Source organism: Streptomyces sp. ISL-94 (genome assembly GCF_018614075.1).
Lineage (GTDB): Bacteria > Actinomycetota > Actinomycetes > Streptomycetales > Streptomycetaceae > Streptomyces.
Genome location: NZ_JAGGOZ010000014.1, coordinates 1 through 20,187, shown reverse-complemented (window position 1 = coordinate 20,187; position 20,187 = coordinate 1). Strand labels below are relative to the sequence as shown.

The following is a 20,187-nucleotide window of genomic DNA, read 5'->3' as shown; positions in this document are numbered from 1 at the left end:
GGTGTCCCCCTCCTCCGTTTCGGTGGCGCCTTCTCAGCCACCGTCGATAGAAAGCGCTTTCATTTCGCTCAGGCTAGGGTCGGGGACAACTGCTGTGCAAGACCCGAACGGGTGATAGAAAGCGCTTTCCTTCTCCGGCACTATGGAGGTCTCGACACCGGATGAGACGATGACCCGGGATCAGAAGAAGGAGGGGTGCATCATGGCGGTGACTCTCGCCGAGGTCGCGGCGCACGCGGGTGTGTCGCCCGCCACGGTCTCGCGCGTGCTCAACGGCGGATATCCGGTGGCCGGCGGTACCCGCACCCGAGTGGAGCAGGCCGTCGAGGAGCTCGGCTACATCGCCAACGGCCCCGCCCGCGCGCTCGCGGCCGCCACCTCCGACCTCGTCGGCGTCCTCGTCCACGACGTCGCGGACAGCTTCTTCGGGATCCTCGCCGGCTCCCTGCAGAGCGCCCTCGCGCCCAGCGGCCAGGGCGACGGGCGCCGCCTCGCCGTCGTCTGCAACACCGAAGGGCAGCCCGCGGCGGAACTGGCCTACCTCGCCCTGCTGGAGGGCCAGCGGGCCGGGGGAGTCGTCCTCACCGGCGGCGCCGCCGAGAACCAAGAGCACACCACCGCGCTCGCCGCCCGCGTCGCCCGGATGGCCGCCACCGGCGTGCCCGTCGTCCTCTGCGGGCGGCCTCCTCTGCCCGTCCCCGCCGAACTGCCCGTTGCCACCGTGATGTTCGACGACCACGGCGGCGCCTTCCGGCTCGCCGAGCACCTGCTGGCCCTCGGCCACCGGCGCATCGCCTACGTCGCCGGCCCGCCCGGGCTGAGCACCACCCGCGAGCGCCTCGCCGGACACCGGGCCGCCCTGCTGCGGCACGACCCCGGCCTCCCCGAGGCCTGCGCCGACCTCACCGTGCACGCCGGCTTCGAGCGCTCCGCGGGCTACGACGCCACCCGCGAACTGCTGCGCCGTGGAGCGCCCTTCACCGCGATCGCCGCGGCCAACGACACCGTCGCCACCGGGGTCGCCGCGGCCCTGCGCGAGGCGGGGATACGGATCCCCGAGGACGTCTCCGTGGCCGGCTTCGACGACCTGCCGTTCTGCGCGGACACCGCCCCGGCCCTGACCACCGTCCGGGTACCGCTGCGCGAGGCGGGCGCACTCGCCGCCCAACTCGTCACCGGCCGCCGGCCGCTCCCCCCGGGCGGCATCACCACCCTGCCCACCGAGCTGATGGTGCGCGCCTCGACGGCCCCGCCCCCAACCGAAGGGAGCGCACGCTGAGGTACGCCTTCTCGACCCTCGGCCTGCCCGGCACACCGCTCGACCGCAGCGCCGCCCTGGCGGCCGCGCACGGCTTCGACGGCCTGGAACTGCGCGTCCATCCCGAGGAGCCCCTGCACCCCGCCAGCCCGACCGCCGACCGGGCCGCCGGCCTGCGCGCCCTCACCGCCGCCGGCGTCACCGTCCTGGGCGTCGCGGGGTACGCGCGCGTGGCCGCCGCCGGAGCGGACGAGCCGCTCCTCGCCGAACTGCGCGCCCTGGTCCGGCTCGCCGCCGACCTGGAAGCGCCCTACGTACGGGTCTTCCCGGGCGGCGGCGACCTGCCCGGGGCGGCCGCCGACGCCCACGCCGTACGCAGACTGCGGACCGCCGCCCCGTTCGCCGAGCGGCACGGTGTGCGGATCCTGCTGGAAACCCATGACTCCCACCGGACGGGGGCCGCGGCCGCCCGGGTCCTGGACCGGGTCGCGCATCCCGGCGCCGGGGCGCTGTGGGACGTACTGCACACCTGGCTGGGCGGCGAGAAGCCGGCCGAGTCGTGGCGTGCCCTGGCCGCGCACCTGGGCTACGTACAAGTCAAGGACGTGGCCTCGGCGCGCGAGCTCACCCCGCTCGGGCTCGGCGCCGGAGTGCTGCCCCTGGCCGAGGCGGTGGCCGCCGTACCGCGGGACGGCTGGCTCTGCTGGGAGTACGAGAAACGCTGGTACCCCGGCGCGGCCGACCTGACCGGACGGCTCGCGCGCGGCCGGGAACACCTGGAGTCGCTGGTGGCCAGGTCGTCGAGGGGCCGGGCGCCGCCCGCCAGGCGTAGGGGCGGCAGCGGCACGGGCACGGACGAACGCACGAGCCGATCGAAGTGATCACCTCAGCGCTTCGGCCGCTGCTCAGGAGCGGATGGTCAGGCGCGGGAGCAGTTCCAGATGCTGCCGGGGATTCTCCTCGGGATCCAGCCCGGACAGCCGGTCCAGCAGCAGACCCGCCGCCCGCGCGCCCACTTCGCGCTTGGCCGGGGCCACCGCCGACAGCGGTACGTCGGCCATCCCCGCCACCTCGTCGTCGTACGTGATCACGGCCAGGTCCTCGGGCACCCGCACCCCCCGCGCCTGGAGCCGGGGGATCAGCATGATCGCGTCGGTGTCGCTGTGGATCAGGGCGGCGGTGACCCCGCCCGTCGTCACCGCGTCGCACAGGTACTCCAGCATCCGGGAGAAAAGGTCCGCATCGGAGACCGGGCCCGGCCCGTACGGCGGCCACGGCGGCGCGGGCTCCAGACCGAGCGCGGCCACGGCGGCCTCGTATCCGGACCGCAGCCGCGTCGAGGTCGGAGTGGACCGGCTGGCCAGGGCAATCCGCTGGTGCCCCAGCCCCGCCAGGTGCTGCACCGCCCGGGCCGCGCCGTGCGCATGGTCGGAGGCCACCCGGTCCAGCGCCGCCGCCGGATGCCCGGGCGGCGCCCACCGCTCCACCAGCACGGTCGGAACCGGCAGTTCCGCCGTCCACGCACCCTCCCCGGGCCCCGGCGCCCCCGCCTCCCAGTTCGGGGTCAGCAGCAGCCCGTGCGCTCCCGTGGAGAGCAGCCGGTCCGCCTGGGTCCGGTCCTCACCGGGCAGATACCGCGTCAGCCCCACGGTCAGCCGCGCACCGCGCGCCTCCACCACCGCGCGGGCCCCCTGGACGACCTCTGCGTAGTAGTACTCCGTCGTGGGCACCACCATCCCGATCACCAGCCCCTGGCCGGCGCCGCTGCCCGCCGAACCGCCCGGAGCCGTGGTGGCCGCGCCGCCCGCCGCGCCGGCCCGGGTGGCGAGGAGGGAAGCCGACCCCGCCTGCACCCGGCTGATCACCCCGTGCATCCGCTGGATCTCGCCCCGCGCGGCCATCGCCTCGATGTCCCGCCGCAGGGTGACGGGGGAGATGCCGAGCTCCTGGGCCAGCTCCGCCACGCGCACACTGCCCCGCTCCCGGACGAGTGCGAGTACGTGGGCCTGACGCTGGTTCACGTGCGGTCTCAAGGCGTCCCCCTGCGGTCTGGTGATGTACGCGGTGCCATCATAGGGAATCGAACCGATCGATTCGATCGAATCCGTTCAACCGGTCATTGACGGCGCGGTTGGCGCGTCCATATATTCGGCGGCGTCCGGCACCTCACGGCATCTCGGCCTCGCCCTCGGGAGTCACCGCATGCTCACGTACGACCAGGACGGCTTCCGGCGCGCAGACCGCCCCCACCGCATCGTCTCCGGGGCGCTGCACTACTTCCGGGTCCATCCGGACTTGTGGGAGGACCGCCTCTCCCGGTTGCGCGCGATGGGTGCGAACACGGTGGACACGTACGTGCCGTGGAACTTCCACGAGACCGTCCCGGGCAAGGCCGATTTCACGGGGTGGCGGGATCTCGGCCGGTTCCTGCGTCTGGCGCAGAGCCTGGGTCTCGATGCGATCGTGCGTCCCGGCCCCTACATATGCGCCGAGTGGGACTTCGGCGGCCTGCCGGCGCGGCTGCTGGCCGGCGAAACGCTGAGACTGCGCTGTTCCGATCGCCGGTTCCTGACCGAGGTGGACGGCTGGTTCGACCAGGTCGTGCCCGAGTTGCTGCCGCTGCTCGCGTCCGCGGGCGGGCCGGTGGTCGCCGTGCAGATCGAGAACGAGTACGGCTCGTACGGCAATGACACGGCCTACCTGCGCCACCTCGAACAGGGCCTGCTGCGGCGCGGCGTGGACTGCCTGCTGTTCACCGCCGACGGGGCCGAGGACGCCATGCAGCAGGGCGGGATGGTACCCGGCCGGCTGGCCACCGCCACCTTCGGCGCGCGTCCGGCCGAGCGCCTCGCCGTGCTGCGCCGCTACCAGAAGACCGGCCCGCTGATGGCGATGGAGTTCTGGATCGGCTGGTTCGACCACTGGGGCGAGGACCACCACGTCCGGGCCGTCGAGGAAGTGGCCGGCTCGCTCGACGAGCTCCTGGCCGCCGGTGCGTCCGTGAGCTTCTACATGGCGCACGGCGGGACCAACTTCGGCTTCTGGGCGGGCGCGAACCACACCGGGTCCCGCCCCGGGGAGCGCGGCTACGAGCCCACGGTCACCAGCTACGACTACGACGCCCCGATCGGCGAGGCGGGCGAACTCACCCCTAAGTTCCATGCGTTCCGCGAGGTCATCGGCAAGTACCTGCCGCTTCCGGCCGGACCGCTGCCCGAGCCGCTGCCCCGCATCACCCCCGCCCTCGCGACCCCCGCGGGCACGGCGTCCCTGCTGTCCGGCCTCGATGTCCTGGGCGGCGAACCGGTGTTGCGTCCCGCGCCCGAGCCCATGGAGGCGCTGGGCCAGAGCCACGGGCTGATCCACTACCGGACGACCGTCACCGGTCCGCGCCCTGCGATGCCCGTCAGGATCGACGGCCTCGGCGACAGGGCGTACGTCTTCGCCGACGGGGCCCCGCTCGGCGTGCTGGACCGCAACACCCCCGACGAGGGCCTGGACCTGGCGGTCGGGGAAGCGGACGTGGTGCTGGACATCCTGGTCCGGGCGCAGGGCCGGGTGAACTACGGCCCCCTGATCGACGACCGCAAGGGCATCCGGCGCGGTGTGCGCCACGGCCACCAGCAGCTGTTCGCGTGGGAGATCCGCCCCCTGCCGCTCACCGACCTGACCGGCCTCGACTGGACGGCGGCGGCGACGGCGACGGCGGCGGCGACGGCGACAACGCCAGCGGCGGCGACTGGGACAGCGGCGGCCGGCCCCGTCTTCCACCGGTTCACCCACGTGCTCACGGACGCACCGGCCGACGGGTTCGTCGACGTGTCCGGGTGGGGCACCGGCCTGATCTGGCTGAACGGCTTCCTGCTCGGCCACTACGACACCCAGCGCGGCCCCCAGCGCACCCTCTACGCCCCCGGCCCCCTGTGGCAGAACGGCGACAACGAGATCATCGTGCTGGAAATGGAGCGCCCCGGTACCGAACTGCCGCTGCGGGACCGGCCCGACCTCGGCCGCCCCACGGTCGTCACCCTCCAGTGAGGGAAGACCGTCACGCGAAGCGGCGCGTACCCGACCGGGCGACGAGGTGAAGGTCGCACCGTCCGCGCCGCACCGTGCTCCGATAGGTTGGAAACGGGACACAAGCACGCCAACCATGAGGAGCGTCGTGAACGAGAAGGTACAGGACCTGTCGGACCAGCTCGTTGCGAAGTGGACGTCTCCCAAGGGCGTACGGCTCATGGCCGCCGGGGCGGCGCTCGTCAACGGACTGCTGACCCATGGCCCGCTCTCCACCGCCAAGGCGGGCGAACTGCTCGACTGGCCGGGCGACGAGGTGCTCGCCCGCTTCCACAGCATGGACTTCGACCTCGAGACCGACTCGGGCGGGGACATCGTCGGAGCGGGCGTATCGCTCAACTCCGACCGGCCGTACGCGATGGAGCTGCGGGGCCGGCGCGTCCACGGCTGGTGCGTGATGGACGTGCTGATGTTCCCGGTCGTGTACCAGGAGACCGCGAGCCGGGTCACCGGGCGCTGCGCCACCACCGGCGTGCCCATCTCCCTCACCGTCACCCCGGACGGCATCCGCGACCTCACCCCCGCGACGGCCGCCGTCACCCTGGCCCCCGCCACCGGCGCCGACATCCGGGAGGTCTTCTGCGACCGCGTCAACTTCTACGCCACCGCGGACCTCGCCGAGGCGGCGGCCGAGCGGGACCCCGACCTCGCGGCCTGCAGCACGGAGGAGGCGTGGGCCATCGGAAAGCGGCTCGCAAGCCTCTTCTAGAGTGTCCCCACGGCCGGTCAGGCATCGTACGAGTGCGGAGGCGTGCAGCGAATGCGCTATGTCCCCCTGGGCAGTTCAGGTCTACGTGTCTCCGCCGTGGGGCTCGGCTGCAACAACTTCGGCGGCCGCCTCGACGCCCAGGCCACCCGCGCCGTCGTCGACGCCGCACTCGACGCGGGCATCACCCTCCTCGACACCGCCGACATCTACGGCGGCCTCGGCGGCTCCGAGAGCCACCTCGGCCAAGCCCTCAAAGGCCGCCGGGACCAGGTCGTGCTCGCCACCAAGTTCGGCTACGCCGGCATGGACATGAAATACGGCCCCGCCGCCGGAGCGCGCGGCGGCCGCGCGTACATCCGCCGGGCCGTCGAGGAGTCCCTGCGCCGCCTCGGCACCGACCACATCGACCTCTACCAGCTGCACAGCCCCGACCCGGCCACCCCGATCGCCGAGACCCTGGCCGCGCTCACCGAGCTCGTCGCCGAGGGCAAGGTGCGCTACGTCGGCCACTCCAACCTCACGGGCTGGCAGCTCGCCGAAGCCGCCCACACCGCCCGCGAAACCGGCGCGGTACCCTTCGTGTCCGCGCAGAACCAGTGGTCCCTGCTGGAGCGGTCGGCCGAGCGCGAACTCCTCCCCGCGGCCCTCCACTACGGCGTCGGCGTGCTCCCGTACTTCCCGCTCGCCAACGGCCTGCTCACCGGCAAGATCCGCCGGGGCGCGCCCGTACCGGCCGGCTCCCGCCTCGAAGGCCGCGCCGCCTACCTGACCGAGCAGCGGCTCGATGTCGTCGAAGCGCTTGCCGCGCTCGCCGAGAAGTACGGCCGCAGCGTCCTCGAACTCGCCATCGGCTGGCTCTCCGCCCAGCCCGGCTGCGCCTCCGTGATCGCGGGGGCCACCTCCGCCGAGCAGGTACGCGCCAACGCGGCCGTCGCCGACCGCCCGCTGGAGTCCGAGCTGCTCGCCGAGATCGACGCCGTCGCCCCGATCGGCGCCTGAGCCAGGCCGGGTCCGGGCGAGCGCAAGCGCACCGGCGTCCCGCCGCTGCGCTGTGCGCTCCTCGACGCCTGACCTGGGCGCTGCTGCTGGGCCTGGCGCGCGGCCTCGTCCCGGAGAGCACCGCCCTGCGCGACGGCGGCCCCTGGCAGCAGACCGTGGGCGCCGACCTGCACGGGCAGCGGCTCGGCCTGCTCGGCCTCGGCAAGATCGGCAGCCGGGTGGCCCGCGTCGGCCTTGCCTTCGGCATGGAGGTGACGGCCTGGAACCAGAACCTCACCGAAGAACGCGCCGAGGAGGCGGGCGTCCGCCTCGCGCCTTCCAAGGAGGGGCTGCTGGCCGACAGCGACTTCGTCTCCGTCCACCTCGCACTCGGCGAGCGCACCCGGGGCCTGATCGGCGCCGCCGAGCTGGGCCTGATGCGCCCGACCGCCTACCTGGTCAACACCTCCCGGGCGGCCATCGTCGACCAGGAGGCGCTCCTCGACGCGCTCCACGCGGGCCGGATCGCAGGCGCGGGCATCGACGTGTTCGACATCGAGCCGCTGCCCGCCGACACCCGCTGCGCACCGCTCCGCGGCTGCTCACCACCCCGCACCTCGGCTACGTGACACGGTCCAACTACGCCACCTACTACGGCGAAGCCGTCGAGGACATCCAAGCGTTCCTCGACGGCTCACCCGTACGCGTACTGCGCTGACACCCTCCCGGGGTCCTTCCGCTCAGGACGTGATGTCCTTGCGGGAGAAGCCCCGGAAGGCGAGGGCGAAGAGCACCAGCGCGTACGACACCGACACCGCCGCCCCCTTCACCATCCCGCCCCACTCCAGCTGCGGCTGGAGCGCGTCCGCCCACGCGAACTGCCAGTGCGCCGGCAGGAAGTCGCGCCACGACCCGAGGGCCGTCACCGCGTCCAGCACATTGCCGACGATCGTCAGCCCGACCGCACCGCCCACCGCGCCCAGCGGCGCGTCCGTCCGCGTGGACAGCCAGAACGCCAGACCCGCCGTCACCAGCTGCGACACGAAGATGAAGGCGACCACCAGCGCGAGCCGCGGCACGGTGTCCCCGGCCGCCAGCGAGCCTCCGGTCGGCAGCTTCAGCGGCCCCCACCCGTAGGCGGCCGTGCCCGCCGCGAGCGCCACCACCGGCAGCAGCACCATCGCCGCCAGACTGAAGCCGAGCGCCACCACCAGCTTGCTCCACAGCAGCCGGGCCCGCGGCACCGGCGAGGCGAGCAGGTAGCGCAGCGAGGCCCAGCTCGCCTCCGAGGCCACCGTGTCCCCGCAGAACAGCGCGACCGGCACCACCAGCAGGAAGCCCGCCGAGACGAACAGACAGGTGGCGGCGAAGTTGGCTCCGGAGGCGGTGGCCGTGTCGATCAGCGTGATCCGGCCGTTGCCGCCGCCGGGGCCGTCCGGTCCGCCGCCCACCGCGAACGCGATGATCATGATGAAGGGCAGTGCGGCCAGCACTCCGCCCATCACCAGCGTCCGCCGCCGGCGCCACTGCCGCAGCGCCTCCACGCGCAGCGGCAGCGTACGGCCCGCCCGGTAGCCGGGGGCCACCTCCCGAGAGACCTCTACCGTGCTCATGCCGAACCTCCGATCAGGGTGAGGAACGCGTCCTCCAGCCGACGGTGCGGCCCCACTCCGCTCACCGGCACCCCCAGCCGTACGAGTTCGGCGATCAGCCCGGCGGCCGTCGCGCCGTCGAGCCGTACGAGCAGCCCGTCGTCGGCGGCCGTCACGATGCCCACTCCCTCCAGCGCCGCCACCTTCTCGACGACCACCTCGTCCACCGGCTCCGCCAGCGTCACCAGCAGGATGTCCCCGCCGCCCGTGATCTCCGAGACCTCGCCCGCCTGCACCAGCCGGCCCCGGTCCATGACCACCAGGTGCGTACAGGACTGCTCCACCTCCGACAACAGGTGGCTCGAGACGATGACCGTGCGCCCGCCGGCGGCGTAGCGGATCATCACATCCCGCATCTCCCGGATCTGCGGCGGGTCCAGACCGTTCGTCGGCTCGTCGAGGATCAGCAGGTCCGGCATCCCGAGCATGGCCTGCGCGATCGCGAGCCGCTGCCGCATGCCCTGCGAGTACGTGCGCACCGCCCGCTCCAGCGCGTCGCCGAGCCCGGCGATCTCCAAGGCCTCGTCCATGTGCGAGTCCTCGGCCGGGCGGCCGGTGGCCTGCCAGTACAGCTCCAGGTTGGCCCGACCCGTCAGGTGCGGCAGGAATCCCGCGCCCTCCACGAAGGCACCGACCCGCGACAGCACCGGAGCCCCGGCCCGCACCGCGTGCCCGAAGACCCGGATCTCCCCGGCGTCCGGCGAGATCAGCCCCATCAGCATCCGCAGGGTGGTGGTCTTACCAGCGCCGTTGGGCCCGAGGAGCCCCAGCACCTGCCCCTTCTCCACCCGGAACGACAGGTCCCGTACGGCGTACCGGTCCTGCGCCTTCGCGTACTTCTTCGTCAGTCCGGTGATTTCCAGCGGTACGCCGGCCGGCGCGCTCTCCGGCTCCGGTACGCCGGCCCGTGCCCCCACGGCCCCCCGGCCGGTCCGCCGGATCCCGAGCAGCGCCGCGGCCAGCGCCGCCGCGCCGAGCGGCAGCCCCCACGTCCAGGCGGGCAGGGCCGCCGTGGCGGTCCGCACCTGCGGAACGACCGGGACGGCCAGCGGGCCCTGCGCCGACACCGTGTAGGTGGCGGGCGCGGCCGGCGTGGCGTAGCCCAGGTCGGTCGCGGCGACCACCAGCCGCAGCCGGTGCCCGGCCTCGACGGCGTGGTCGATCGCGGGCAGCCGCAGCGCGACGGTCGCGCCCTGCTGCGCGTCCTCCACCCGCACCGGGGCGACCAGCTGGCTGGGCAGCACCTGCCGGCGGCCGTCCGGCCCGACGTCGTACACCTTGCCGAACAGCACGGCAGAACCGTCCGCGGCTGTCGACCTCACCTTCAGGGTGACGGTCGGCGTCCCGGTGATACGGACCTCCTTGGCCAGCGGCTCCGACTCGAAGCGGGCGTTCTGCCCGGGGAAGTCCAGCGAGAGCCCGGTTCCCAAGGCGGCGAGCTGCCCCCCGATACCGGGCAGCGAGGACAGCGCCGGCGGGGCGCCGCCCGCCGGATTGGCGAAGCTCTGCTCCCGCCCGGCCAGGGAGAACTCCTGCGGGCCGGACGCAAGGCCGGGGTACCGCTCGCTGCTCGCGCCGCGCAGCTGGACCTGCCCGTCGGTGGAGTCGATCCCGCCGGAGCGCGAGACGCGGAACGCCGGGCCGGTGCCGGCGCCCTCGTCCCCCTTGAGATAGCGGTCGAACCAGGCCGCCACCCGGGCCTCGACCCGGGCGGCCTCGCGCATGCCGCCGTCGTGCCCGCCGGCCGCCCAGTCCACGGAGACGGGCGCGCCGTTCGCCGCGATGGCCTTGGCCATGGCGTCGGCCTGGTCCAGCGGGAAGAGGGAGTCGTCCTGGCCCTGCACGATGAGGGCCGGCACCTTGATCTTGGCGCCGACGGCGGAGGGGCTGCGCTGCTCCAGCAGCGCACGGGCCTCGGGGTCGGGATTCCCGGCCACCGCGACCCGCTCGTACATGGAGCAGAGCTCCGGCTGGAACCGCCCGCAGCCGGGCGCGGCGAGCGGATCGGGCGCCTGGGGGCCGGGGCCCTGCTGTGCCGGTGCCGGCTGCATCCCGCCGGAGGAGCCGGTGGTGAAGAAGATGCCGGACCACAGCTTCTTGAAGACGCCGTTGGGGAAGAGGGAGTCCGCGAGACTCCAGTAGGTGATCTGCGGAGCGATCGCGTCCACGCGGCGGTCGTATCCGGCGGCGAGCAGCGACACCGCCCCGCCGTAGGAGGCGCCGGCCACGCCGACGCGCGGATCGCCGTCCCCGTCGAGCTGTACCTCGGGGCGGGCCGCGAGCCAGTCGATGAGCCGGGAGACGTCCTTGACCTCGTGCTCGGGATCATTCAGCCCGATCCGGCCGCCGGAGCGGCCGAAGCCGCGCGCCGACCAGGTCAGGACGGCGTATCCGTCGCGGGCCAGTTGTTCGGCCTGCTTGCGCACATCGTCCTTGCTGCCGCCGAAACCGTGCCCGAGGAGCACGGCGGGACGCTTCTTCCCCGCGCCGTCCCCACCGCCGGCCGTGAAGTACGAGGTGTCGATCCGGGCGTCGGGCATGTCCAGCACGGTGTCCTGGCGGTGCACGGCCGGAGGGTCGCCGGCGGCGGCCGAGGCCGTCCACGTACCGGCTCCCGCGACGACGGCGAGCGCGGCGGCGCCGGCGAACAGGCGGTTGCGGCGTCGCCTGGGCAGTCGGAGCTTCATACGGGAACCCTAAACGCCAGGCGCCCCGGTGCCCGAGCGCCCGCAGGGGGATGTCATGACCTTCCGGAGGACTACACGGGCGACGCCGGGTACCGCGCCTGCGGTATGCGGGCGGGCGGGGCGCGGAGCGCGGGGGCGGGGCAGGGCGGCCGGGCTTCCGACGGGCGGCGCGCGTCCCTTGGCGGGAGGATGGCCGCATGCTGCTGGCCGAACTCGCACGCGTGTCCCGGGAGATCGCCGACACCTCCGCCCGGTCCCGGAAGACCGCCCTGCTCGCGGAGGTCTTCGCCGCGGCCTCCCCGGAGGAGGCCGCCCTGGTGATCTCCTACCTCGCCGGGCGCCTCCCGCAGGGCCGCCCCGGCATCGGCGGGCGGATGCTCGCGCAAGAAGTCGAACCGGCGGCCGGCCCCACCCTGACCGTGCGCGCCGTCGACGAGGCGGTGACCGAACTGGCCGCCGTCGCCGGTACGGGATCACAGGCCCGCCGGCGCCGGGTCCTCGACGGCCTGCTGGGCGCGGCCACCGCGGACGAACAGGCGTTCCTGCGCCGTCTGCTGTCCGGCGAAGTGCGCCAGGGCGCGCTGGACGCGGTGGCCCTGGAGGGGGTGGCCGCGGCCGCCGGGGTCCCTGCCGGCGACCTGCGCCGCGCCGTGATGCTGGACGGCTCGCTGCCCCGGGTCGCCGCGGCCGCGCTGGCGCACGGAGTGCAGGCGCTGGGCGGATTCATCCTCCGCGTGGGGCAGCCCGTACAGCCCATGCTGGCCGGCACCGCCGCATCGGTCGCCGAGGCCCTGGCGGCGGTCGGGCCCTGCGCGGTGGAGGAGAAGCTCGACGGGATCCGGGTCCAGGTCCACCGGGAAGGGGACGACGTACGGATCTACACGCGCTCCCTCGACGAGATCACCGCGCGCCTGCCGGAGGTGGCCGAGCTGGCCCGGTCGCTGCCGGGTGAGCGGTTCATCCTCGACGGAGAGGTCATCGGCCGCTCGGCGGACGGCCGTCCCGTCCCCTTCCAGCAGATCGCGAGCCGGGTCGGCTCCCGGGTCGACGTCGACGCCGCCCGGCGGACCCTGCCGGTCGTCCCCTTCTTCTTCGACGTCCTGGCCGCCGCCGACGAGGTGCTCCTCGACCTCCCGGTCCGCCGGCGGTACGAGGCCCTCGCCGCCCTCGTCCCCGAGCACGCCCGGGTCCGCCGGCTCGTCGTCGAGGACCCGCGGGCGCAGGCCGCCGAGGCCGAGGAGTTCTGGGCCGAGACCCTGCGCCGCGGGCACGAGGGCGTCCTGGTCAAGGGGCTCGACTCGGCCTACGCGGCCGGGCGGCGCGGCCGCAACTGGCTCAAGGTGAAGCCGGTGCACACCCTGGACCTGGTGATCCTCGCCGCCGAATGGGGCCACGGGCGGCGCACCGGACTGCTGTCGAACCTGCACCTCGGGGCGCGGGCCGCCGACGGCACCTACGCCATGCTCGGCAAGACCTTCAAGGGGCTGACGGACGAGATGCTGCGCTGGCAGACCGAGGCGCTGGGCGCGCTCGCGGTGTCGGACGACGGCTTCACCGTCCGGGTACGGCCCGAACTGGTGGTGGAGATCGCCTACGACGGCCTGCAGCGCTCCCCGCGCTACCCGGCCGGGGTCGCGCTGCGCTTCGCGCGGGTGCTCAGGCACCGGCCGGACAAGAGCGCCGAGCAGGCGGACACGGTGGAGACGGTGCTCGGGGAGGGCGGCGGAGCGGGAGCCGACGCCGGGCTCTGAACCGAAGGGCGGCCGCGCGGCGGGTGAATTTGCCTCAGAGGCAAGACGGATTGCCAGTCAGGCACGTCTCTGGCTCAATCGGGGCATGACACCCGGTCCTGCCCCCGGCCCCGAGGACGCGGCCGCCGCCCGTGGCGCCGAAGACGCAGCCCGCCCCGAAGACCCGGCCGACGAGCTGCCCGCCGTAGCCCCGCAGCTGCGCGACCTGCGCCGCCGCGCCGGACTCACCCTCGAGGCCGCCGCCGCACGGGCCCGGCTCTCGCCCGCCCACCTGTCCCGCCTGGAGACCGGCCGGCGCCGGCCCTCGCTGCCGCTGCTGCTCGCGCTCGCCCGCACCTACGGCACGACCGTCTCGGAGCTGCTCGGCGAGACCCCGGCCGTCGGCGATCCCATCGTACGGGCCGGCGGACCGGGGGCCCACGAGGCCGACGGGTGGACGTACTGGCAGGCGGGCGGCTCCGGGCGCGGGATGCAGGCGCTGCGCGTGCACGTCCCGCAGGGCCGCAGCCAGGGCGAGTTGGTCCGCGTACATCCGGGCGAGGAATGGCTGTACGTCCTGGGCGGGCGGCTGCGGCTGCACCTGGGGGAGACCGAGTACCTGCTGGAGCCGGGGGACAGCGCGCACTTCGACTCGCTCACCCCGCACCGCATCACGGCCGCCGCCTCCGGCGGAGCCGACCTGCTGTTCGTCCACACCCTGCTGCAGAGCAGCCTCGCCGGGCTGTGCCTGGGAGGCGGCGCCACCACCACCACGCACCACCGATAGGCGAGGAGCCGTACCCATGTCCCAGACCCAGTCCCAGACCCAGTCCCAGACCCAGACCCAGACCCAGACCCAGACCGTGCCCCAGGCCGTGCAGCAGGCCGAGCCGAAGACCGAGTCCACGACCGAGTCCACGACCGAGTCCACGACCGAGCCCACGATCGAGTCCAAGTTCCCGCGCGGTCTGGTGATCCGGCTGATCGCCTACTTGTTCGTCGGTCACCTCTTCGCCTTCTTCGTCTACCTCCTCTTCGTCCTGGGCGCCCGGAACCAGTAGCCGAGGAGGCCCGGCAGACTCTGGAAACCTGCAGGTCCTGTCGCTACCCTCCGCGCATGATTTCCACGGTTGTCTGGGGTACCGGCAACGTCGGCCGTTTGGCCATCCGCGCCGTCGAGGCCCATCCCGCGCTGAAACTCTCCGCAGTCCTCGTCCACAATCCAGCCAAGGTCGGCCGCGACGCGGGCGAACTCGGCGCACTCGGCCGCCCCTTGGGGGTCGGGGCCACCGACGACATCGAGGCTGTGCTGGCCGCCCGCCCCCAGGCCGTGGTGTACGCCGCCTCCGGGGACATCCGGCCCGATGACGCCCTCGCCGACATCACCCGGGCGATCCGGGCCGGCGCGGTGGTCGTCAGCCCCGCGCTCTACCCGCTCTACGACCACCGCAGCGCACCACCGGAGTTCCGCGATCCGGTGCTGGCCGCCATCGCGGAGGGCGGCGGCTCGCTCTTCGCCTCCGGCGTGGACCCCGGCTGGGGCAACGACGTACTCCCGCTCCTGCTCAGCGGACTCGGCACCACCATCGACGCCATCCGCTGCCAGGAGATCTTCGACTACTCCACCTACGACCAGCCGGACTCCGTGCGCCACCTCGTCGGCATGGGCCGGCCCATGGAGTACGAGCCGATGATGCTCCTGCCCTCGATCCCGACCATGGTGTGGGGCGGCCAGATACGCATGATGGCCCGGGCGCTCGGGGTCGAACTCGACGAGATCCGCGAGACGGTGGACCGGCGCGCGCTCGACACCACGGTGATGACCCGGACGATGGGCGCGTTCGAGGCCGGCACGCAGGGTGCGATCCGCTTCGAGGTGCAGGGCATCGTCGAGGGCGAACCCCGGCTCGTCATCGAGCACGTCACCCGCATCCACGCGTCGTGCGCGCCGGACTGGCCCACCCCGCCCGACGGCGGTGACGGCGCCCACCGGGTCGTCATCGAGGGCCGCCCGCGCATCGAGGTCACCATCGAAGCCACCGACGAGGGCGAGAACCGCTCGGCCGGCGGCAACGCCACCGCCGTCGGCCGCCTGGTGAGCGCCATCGACTGGCTCACCGAGGCGAAACCAGGACTGTACGACGCCCTCGACATCCCCTTGCGCCCCGCCATCGGCAGACTCGGAAGGAAACAGCCATGAGGATCGACGTCCCTGAAGGGCAGCATCCGATCGAGTACGTGTGGGGCGACATGGTCCCCGGCATCGGGATGGCCGCCGCGAACTTCTCCCTCTCGGTGTACGCCCACACCACCCTGGGCCTGCGTGAGTTCGAGGCCGCCCGGCTGCGGGTAGCGCAGATCAACGGGTGCGTCTTCTGCCTGGACTGGCGTACCGACCGGGACGGGGAGAAGGTCGAGGAGGAGTTCTCCGACGCGGTCGCGGAGTGGCGCACCACGGACCGCTTCGACGAGCGCACCCGGCTGGCGGCGGAGTACGCCGAGCGGTACACCCTCGACCACCACGGCCTCGACGACGAGTTCTGGGAGCGGATGACCGTGCACTACAGCCAGTTGGAGATCGTGGAACTGACCATGAGCATCGGGTCCTGGCTGGCCTTCGGCCGGCTCAACCACGTCCTCGGCCTGGACAGCGTCTGTGTGCTGCCGGGGCACTGAGCGGCGCAGCGCGCATGGATACGGGGCCGTTCGGGGGATCCGAACGGCCCCGGCCGCTGGGGGGAGGACGCGGCCCTATCGGAGGTCGGTGGCGATGATCTGCTCGATGTTGCGCTCGGCGAGGGCCGTGATGGTGACGAACGGGTTGACGCTGGTGTTGCCGGGGATCAGCGCGCCGTCGATCACGTAGAGGCCGGTGTAGCCGTGGAGGCGCCCGTAGTTGTCGGTGGCCTTGTTCAGGACCGCACCGCCGAGCGGGTGGTAGGTGAGGGTGTCGTTCCAGATCTTGTTCCCACCGAACAGGTCGGTCCGGTAGATCGTGCCCTCCTTCGAGTTGATCTTGTCGAAGATGGTCTTGGCCATGGTGATGGACGACTGCTTCCATCCCGTCTGCCAGTTCAGCTCGGCGGCGCCCGTCGCGGCGTTCCAGGTGAACTCGCCGCGGTTCGGGTTCTTCGTGATCGACAGGTAGAAGGAGGCGTAGGTCTCGATGCCCGTGGGGAGCGGTGCGACCTCGGCGAACGCGCCGCCCGCGTCCCAATTGTCGATGCCGGAGCAGGGGATGGTCGACTGGAGCTTTCCGGTCGGGTCCCACATGTGGTTGGCGCGGCCGCACATGACGTTGCCGTTCTCGCCCCAGCCCTTGCCGACCTCGCCGTTGAGGTTCGGCAGCGCGCCGGTGGCCTTGAGCTTGACCAGGAGCTTGCTGGTGCCGACGCTGCCGGCCGCGAAGAACACCCGGTCCGCGGTCACGGTCTTGGTGGCCACGGTGTCGCCGGTGGTGTTGATCTGGTCGATGGTCACCGTGTAGCCGCCGCCGGCCGCCGGGGCGACCGAAGTGACCTTGTGCAGCGGGGAGATGGCGACCCGGCCCGTGGCCTTTGCCTGGGCGAGGTAGGTCTTGACCAGCGACTTCTTGCCGTGGTTGTTGCCGTAGAGGATCTCGCCGTCCAGGGCCGACTTGGTGGCGGTGCCTGCGGCCTCCTGCTTCATGTAGTCCCAGTCGTACACATCGGGAACGAAGGTCCACGCGAAGCCGGAGCGCTGGGCGTGCTTGCGGCCGACCCGGGAGAACTGGTAGCACTCGGCGGTGTCGAACCAGGCCGGATCGATCATGCCGACCCCGAGCCCGGCGTTGGCCCGGGGGTAGTAGGTCGCGTACATCTCCTCGGTGTCCACCGACGGGAGGACGGCGCTGAAGTTCGCGCGCTTGGGCGTGACCGCCATGCCGCCGTTGACCAGCGACCCGCCGCCGACGCCGCGGCCCTGGTAGACCGTGATGCCGGCGAAGTCCTCGGCATCCAGGATCCCCGTGTACTTGGGCACGTCCTTGTCGATCGGGAACCCGAGGAAATTGCTCAGCGGCGCCTTCGTCCGGGTGCGCAGCCAGAACGACCGGTAGTCCGGGCTGGTCACCTTCGGGAAGATCTTGCCGTCCGAGCCCGGGGTGTCCCAGGACATGCCCATCTCGATCATCTGCACGTCGACGCCCGCCTGGGCGAGGCGCAGGGCCGCGACGGAGCCGCCGTAGCCGGTGCCGATGACCAGGGCCGGTACGCGGGCGCCGTCGCAGATGGGGGCGGAAGCGGCGGTGGCTGTCTGCGCACGGGCGGCCGGGGCCATGTGGCCCGCGAGGGTCACCGCCCCCAGAATGGAACTTGTTCTAGCGATGAATCCGCGACGCGAAATCCCGTGGGAGTCTCTTCCAGGCAGGGTGGAGTCACTCATGTGACGTTCCTCACTCTCGGCGGAATGGGAACGAGTTCTACTGCCGCTCTCGTGTGAAGTCACTACATACGTCTAGGTAACTTTCGGTCGATCACGCAACAGGGGAACGGGGTCCCGGGCGTCGGACCCAGCCCACGACCAGCGCGGAGGCGATCGCCGCGAACGCGCACCAGGCGGAGGCGAATTCCAGCCGCCACAGCGCTGAGCAGGCCAATGCCCCGGCGGCCAGTACGGCGCCGAGGAGCCTGAGCCGCCGGTCCCCGGCGAGCAGCAGGGAGCCGAGCGTGGCGAACAGATAACCCGTCAGGAGCAGCGGCATCCACGGAACATTCACGCCGTAGCCGAGGGTGTGGCCCCGGATCTCGGCGGTCACCGGCCGGGTCGCGAGGCAGTACGCGAGCACGGCGGCGGTGGCGAGACCGACGGCCGCCGGCGCCCACAGGCGGCGCCCGGCCTCCGGCGCGGCGGCGAGCAGCACCCCGAGCGGCACCCAGACGGGCAGTACCGGCAGGGCGATCACGGCCCAGGCCGTCGTGGCGCGGGAGCAGCCGCCTCCCGCACTCCAGACGGCGGCCTCCACCAGCTGGTGCGCGCCGAGCAGCAGCGGCAGCTCGGCCACGGGCAGTTCGCGGAGCCGCCGCGCCCGCACCACCCCTGCCACGCAGACGAGCCCGACGGCGGTGATGGCCGTACCCGCCGTCAGATCGGCCGTCGCGCTCCAGCACATGCCGCCCCGCTACCCCGCGGCCGGCTGCTGCATCGTCGAGCAGCGGACGCCCCCGCCGCCGCCCCGCAGGGTCCCGAGGGCCGGTCCGGCGGCCTTGGCACGCGCCTTGCGCAGCACCGTTCTGCGGCTGGGAGTCATGCGAACCTCCGAAGGAGGGGGACGAGAGGTGCGGGCACCGTGGCATCGGCTGGAAGTTCAGTCCAGGAATTCAGTCCAGGAATTCAGTCCAGGAATTCAGTCCGGGATTCAGTCAAGGTCCCGCCCCTCGGGCGAACCCGCCGCCCGCGGACGTTCGAGCGGCGGAGCGGTCACCGCGCAGTGCGTCTGGCACTGCGGGTGACAGGCCCCGGGCGCGGGGGAGCGTACGGTCGCCCACGCCACCGCGGCGCCCGCCGCGAGCGCCCCCGCACACCACGGCATGGCACGCCCGAAGGCGGCGTCGAACTCGGCCGCCGAGCGGTAGGCCTCCGGCCCCATGCCGGACAGCAGCGGCAGCGCCGCCACCGCGAGGAGCCCCGCCACCCGGGCCGCCGCGTTGTTGATGCCGCTGGCCACCCCCGCCCGGCCCGGGTCCACCGAGGCCAGCACGGTCGCCGTCAGCGGAGCCACCAGCGTCACCAGGCCCAGGCCCATCACCACCAGCGCCGGCAGTACGTCGCGTACGTATGAGGCCTCGGGCCCCACCCGCAGCATCAGCAGCATCCCGGCCGCGCACAGCAGCGGCCCCACGGTCAGCGGGATCCGCGGCCCGATCCGCTCCCCGAGCTCCCCCGACCGGGCCGACAGCAGCAGCATCAGCGCGGTGGTCGGCAGCAGCGCCGCCCCGGCGGCCAGCGCCGAGTAGCCGGAAACCACCTGGAGCTGGAGGACGACGAGGAAGAAGAAGCCGCCGAGGGCCGCGTACACGAACAGGGTGACCACATTGACCGCGGTGAACAGCCGGGACGAGAAGATGGCCGGCGGCATCATCGGCTCCGCCCGCCGCCGCTCGACCTGGACGAACGCCCCGGCCAGCAGGAGGCCGCCCACCGCCGCGCCGATCACCGGCGCCGCGGCGGACCGCGCCTCGATCAGCGCGTACGTGAGCAGGGCCAGCGCCGCCGCGCCCAGTACGGACCCGGCGATGTCGAACCGCCCCTGAGCGTGCGGGTCCCGGGATTCCGGTACATGGCGCAGCGCCACCGGGACGCACAGCGCGGCGAGCGGCACGTTCAGCAGGAACACCCAGCGCCAGCCCGGCCCGTCCACCAGCCAGCCGCCGAGGAACGGCCCCACGGCCGCCCCGACCCCGCCCAGACCCGACCACAGCCCCACGGCCCGCCCCCGGTCCTCGGCGCGGATCGAGCCCTGGATCAGCGCGAGGGAGCCGGGGGTCAGCAGTGCGCCGCCGATGCCCTGGAGGGCTCGGGCGGCCACCAGGGTCCCGGCGTTCGGCGCGATCCCGCACAGCAGCGAGCCCACCGCGAACCACACCACGCCCAGCACGAAGATCCGGCGCCGCCCGAAGCGGTCGCCGAGGGCTCCGCCGACCAGGATCAGCCCGGCCAGCGTCAAAAGATAGGCGTTGACCGTCCACTGGAGCACGGCCAGGTCGGCGCCGAGATCCAGTCCGATGCGGGGCAGGGCGACATTGACCACCGTCGAGTCCAACAGGGCCATGCTCGACCCGAGCACGGTGGTCAGCAGGATCCACCGGCCCTGCGCGGACGCGATGGGGACCGCGGGCGCGACGGGCGGTTCAGGGGGCGCGGTCATGTCTTCAGGCTGGCGTGCGCGACCGCGAAGGGCCACTGGGGGCGGGCCGGCCCGTACGGGGGCTCCGCGGCCAGCTAGGTCCTGTCTGGAGTCCAAATCACGAGTTCGGTAGATCGCCTGCGCACGGAGGCCCGGTCTTGATAGGCCATCAGTCATGGCGCGAGGCGATCTCACCGACGAGCAGTGGACTCTGATCGAACCCCATCTCCC

At 73.1% G+C, this 20,187-nt stretch carries 16 protein-coding genes and 2 pseudogenes; 11 read left to right on the top strand and 7 right to left on the bottom strand.

The window, feature by feature from the left end; translation table 11 throughout:
• Positions 1-202: 202 nt before the first annotated feature.
• Complete coding sequence (locus J7E94_RS04635) at positions 203-1,279, top strand: LacI family DNA-binding transcriptional regulator (protein ID WP_215012543.1); 1,077 nt, start codon at positions 203-205, stop codon at positions 1,277-1,279.
• A pseudogene (locus J7E94_RS04630) lies at positions 1,276-2,049 on the top strand (sugar phosphate isomerase/epimerase family protein); the annotation flags it as partial. The gene J7E94_RS04635 and the pseudogene J7E94_RS04630, both read left to right, overlap by 4 nt.
• Positions 2,050-2,163: 114 nt before the next feature.
• Here the strand turns inward: J7E94_RS04630 and J7E94_RS04625 are convergent.
• On the bottom strand, positions 2,164-3,291 hold the full coding sequence (locus tag J7E94_RS04625; protein WP_215012541.1) for a substrate-binding domain-containing protein: 1,128 nt from the start codon (positions 3,289-3,291) through the stop codon (positions 2,164-2,166).
• A gap of 169 nt (positions 3,292-3,460) precedes the next feature.
• On the opposite strand from J7E94_RS04625, the gene J7E94_RS04620 reads away from it, so the two are divergent.
• From J7E94_RS04620 to J7E94_RS04605, 4 genes and pseudogenes are all read left to right on the top strand, one after another.
• Positions 3,461-5,296 carry a beta-galactosidase family protein gene (locus tag J7E94_RS04620; RefSeq protein WP_215012539.1) on the top strand — a complete coding sequence of 612 codons (1,836 nt, stop codon included), beginning with the start codon at positions 3,461-3,463 and terminating at the stop codon, positions 5,294-5,296.
• A 127-nt stretch (positions 5,297-5,423) separates the two neighbouring features.
• Complete coding sequence (gene merB / locus J7E94_RS35585; RefSeq protein WP_215012538.1) at positions 5,424-6,044, top strand: organomercurial lyase; 621 nt, start codon at positions 5,424-5,426, stop codon at positions 6,042-6,044.
• A gap of 51 nt (positions 6,045-6,095) precedes the next feature.
• Complete coding sequence (locus J7E94_RS04610; RefSeq protein WP_215012537.1) at positions 6,096-7,043, top strand: aldo/keto reductase; 948 nt, start codon at positions 6,096-6,098, stop codon at positions 7,041-7,043.
• 59 nt (positions 7,044-7,102) lie between these two features.
• Positions 7,103-7,740, top strand: a pseudogene (locus J7E94_RS04605) (NAD(P)-dependent oxidoreductase); the annotation flags it as partial.
• A gap of 22 nt (positions 7,741-7,762) precedes the next feature.
• On the opposite strand, the gene J7E94_RS04600 reads toward J7E94_RS04605, so the two are convergent.
• Both J7E94_RS04600 and J7E94_RS04595 read right to left on the bottom strand, forming a co-directional pair.
• Positions 7,763-8,635 (bottom strand): ABC transporter permease, encoded by an 873-nt coding sequence (locus tag J7E94_RS04600; RefSeq protein WP_215012536.1) that lies wholly within the window; start codon positions 8,633-8,635, stop codon positions 7,763-7,765.
• On the bottom strand, positions 8,632-11,361 hold the full coding sequence (locus J7E94_RS04595; protein WP_215012535.1) for an alpha/beta fold hydrolase: 2,730 nt from the start codon (positions 11,359-11,361) through the stop codon (positions 8,632-8,634). The genes J7E94_RS04600 and J7E94_RS04595 overlap by 4 nt, the downstream gene beginning before the upstream one ends.
• Positions 11,362-11,558: 197 nt before the next feature.
• Between J7E94_RS04595 and J7E94_RS04590 the strand changes: the two genes are divergently transcribed.
• From J7E94_RS04590 to J7E94_RS04570, 5 genes are all read left to right on the top strand, one after another.
• Complete coding sequence (locus J7E94_RS04590) at positions 11,559-13,112, top strand: ATP-dependent DNA ligase (RefSeq protein ID WP_215012534.1); 1,554 nt, start codon at positions 11,559-11,561, stop codon at positions 13,110-13,112.
• 85 nt (positions 13,113-13,197) lie between these two features.
• The gene (locus tag J7E94_RS04585) at positions 13,198-13,878 is read left to right on the top strand and encodes a helix-turn-helix domain-containing protein (RefSeq protein ID WP_251056144.1); all 681 of its coding nucleotides are present in this window, start codon (positions 13,198-13,200) and stop codon (positions 13,876-13,878) included.
• Positions 13,879-13,894: 16 nt separating this feature from the next.
• Positions 13,895-14,152, top strand: coding sequence for a DUF6126 family protein (locus tag J7E94_RS35865; RefSeq protein WP_251056143.1), 258 nt, complete (start codon positions 13,895-13,897; stop codon positions 14,150-14,152).
• A gap of 56 nt (positions 14,153-14,208) precedes the next feature.
• On the top strand, positions 14,209-15,291 hold the full coding sequence (locus J7E94_RS04575; protein ID WP_215012533.1) for a dihydrodipicolinate reductase: 1,083 nt from the start codon (positions 14,209-14,211) through the stop codon (positions 15,289-15,291).
• Positions 15,288-15,767, top strand: a complete 480-nt coding sequence (locus tag J7E94_RS04570) for a carboxymuconolactone decarboxylase family protein (RefSeq protein WP_215012530.1) — start codon at positions 15,288-15,290, stop codon at positions 15,765-15,767. The genes J7E94_RS04575 and J7E94_RS04570 overlap by 4 nt, the downstream gene beginning before the upstream one ends.
• A 75-nt stretch (positions 15,768-15,842) precedes the next feature.
• On the opposite strand, the gene J7E94_RS04565 is transcribed toward J7E94_RS04570, so the two are convergent.
• The 4 genes from J7E94_RS04565 to J7E94_RS04555 all read right to left on the bottom strand — a co-directional run bounded on the left by J7E94_RS04565 (position 15,843) and on the right by J7E94_RS04555 (position 19,977).
• Positions 15,843-17,495, bottom strand: a complete 1,653-nt coding sequence (locus J7E94_RS04565; protein ID WP_215012528.1) for a GMC oxidoreductase — start codon at positions 17,493-17,495, stop codon at positions 15,843-15,845.
• A gap of 91 nt (positions 17,496-17,586) precedes the next feature.
• Positions 17,587-18,222 carry a DUF6629 family protein gene (locus J7E94_RS04560; protein WP_215012526.1) on the bottom strand — a complete coding sequence of 212 codons (636 nt, stop codon included), beginning with the start codon at positions 18,220-18,222 and terminating at the stop codon, positions 17,587-17,589.
• Between the two features lie 9 nt (positions 18,223-18,231).
• Positions 18,232-18,360 (bottom strand): hypothetical protein, encoded by a 129-nt coding sequence (locus tag J7E94_RS35300; protein ID WP_285440708.1) that lies wholly within the window; start codon positions 18,358-18,360, stop codon positions 18,232-18,234.
• Between the two features lie 108 nt (positions 18,361-18,468).
• Positions 18,469-19,977, bottom strand: a complete 1,509-nt coding sequence (locus tag J7E94_RS04555) for an MFS transporter (RefSeq protein WP_215012524.1) — start codon at positions 19,975-19,977, stop codon at positions 18,469-18,471.
• Positions 19,978-20,187 lie beyond the last annotated feature (210 nt).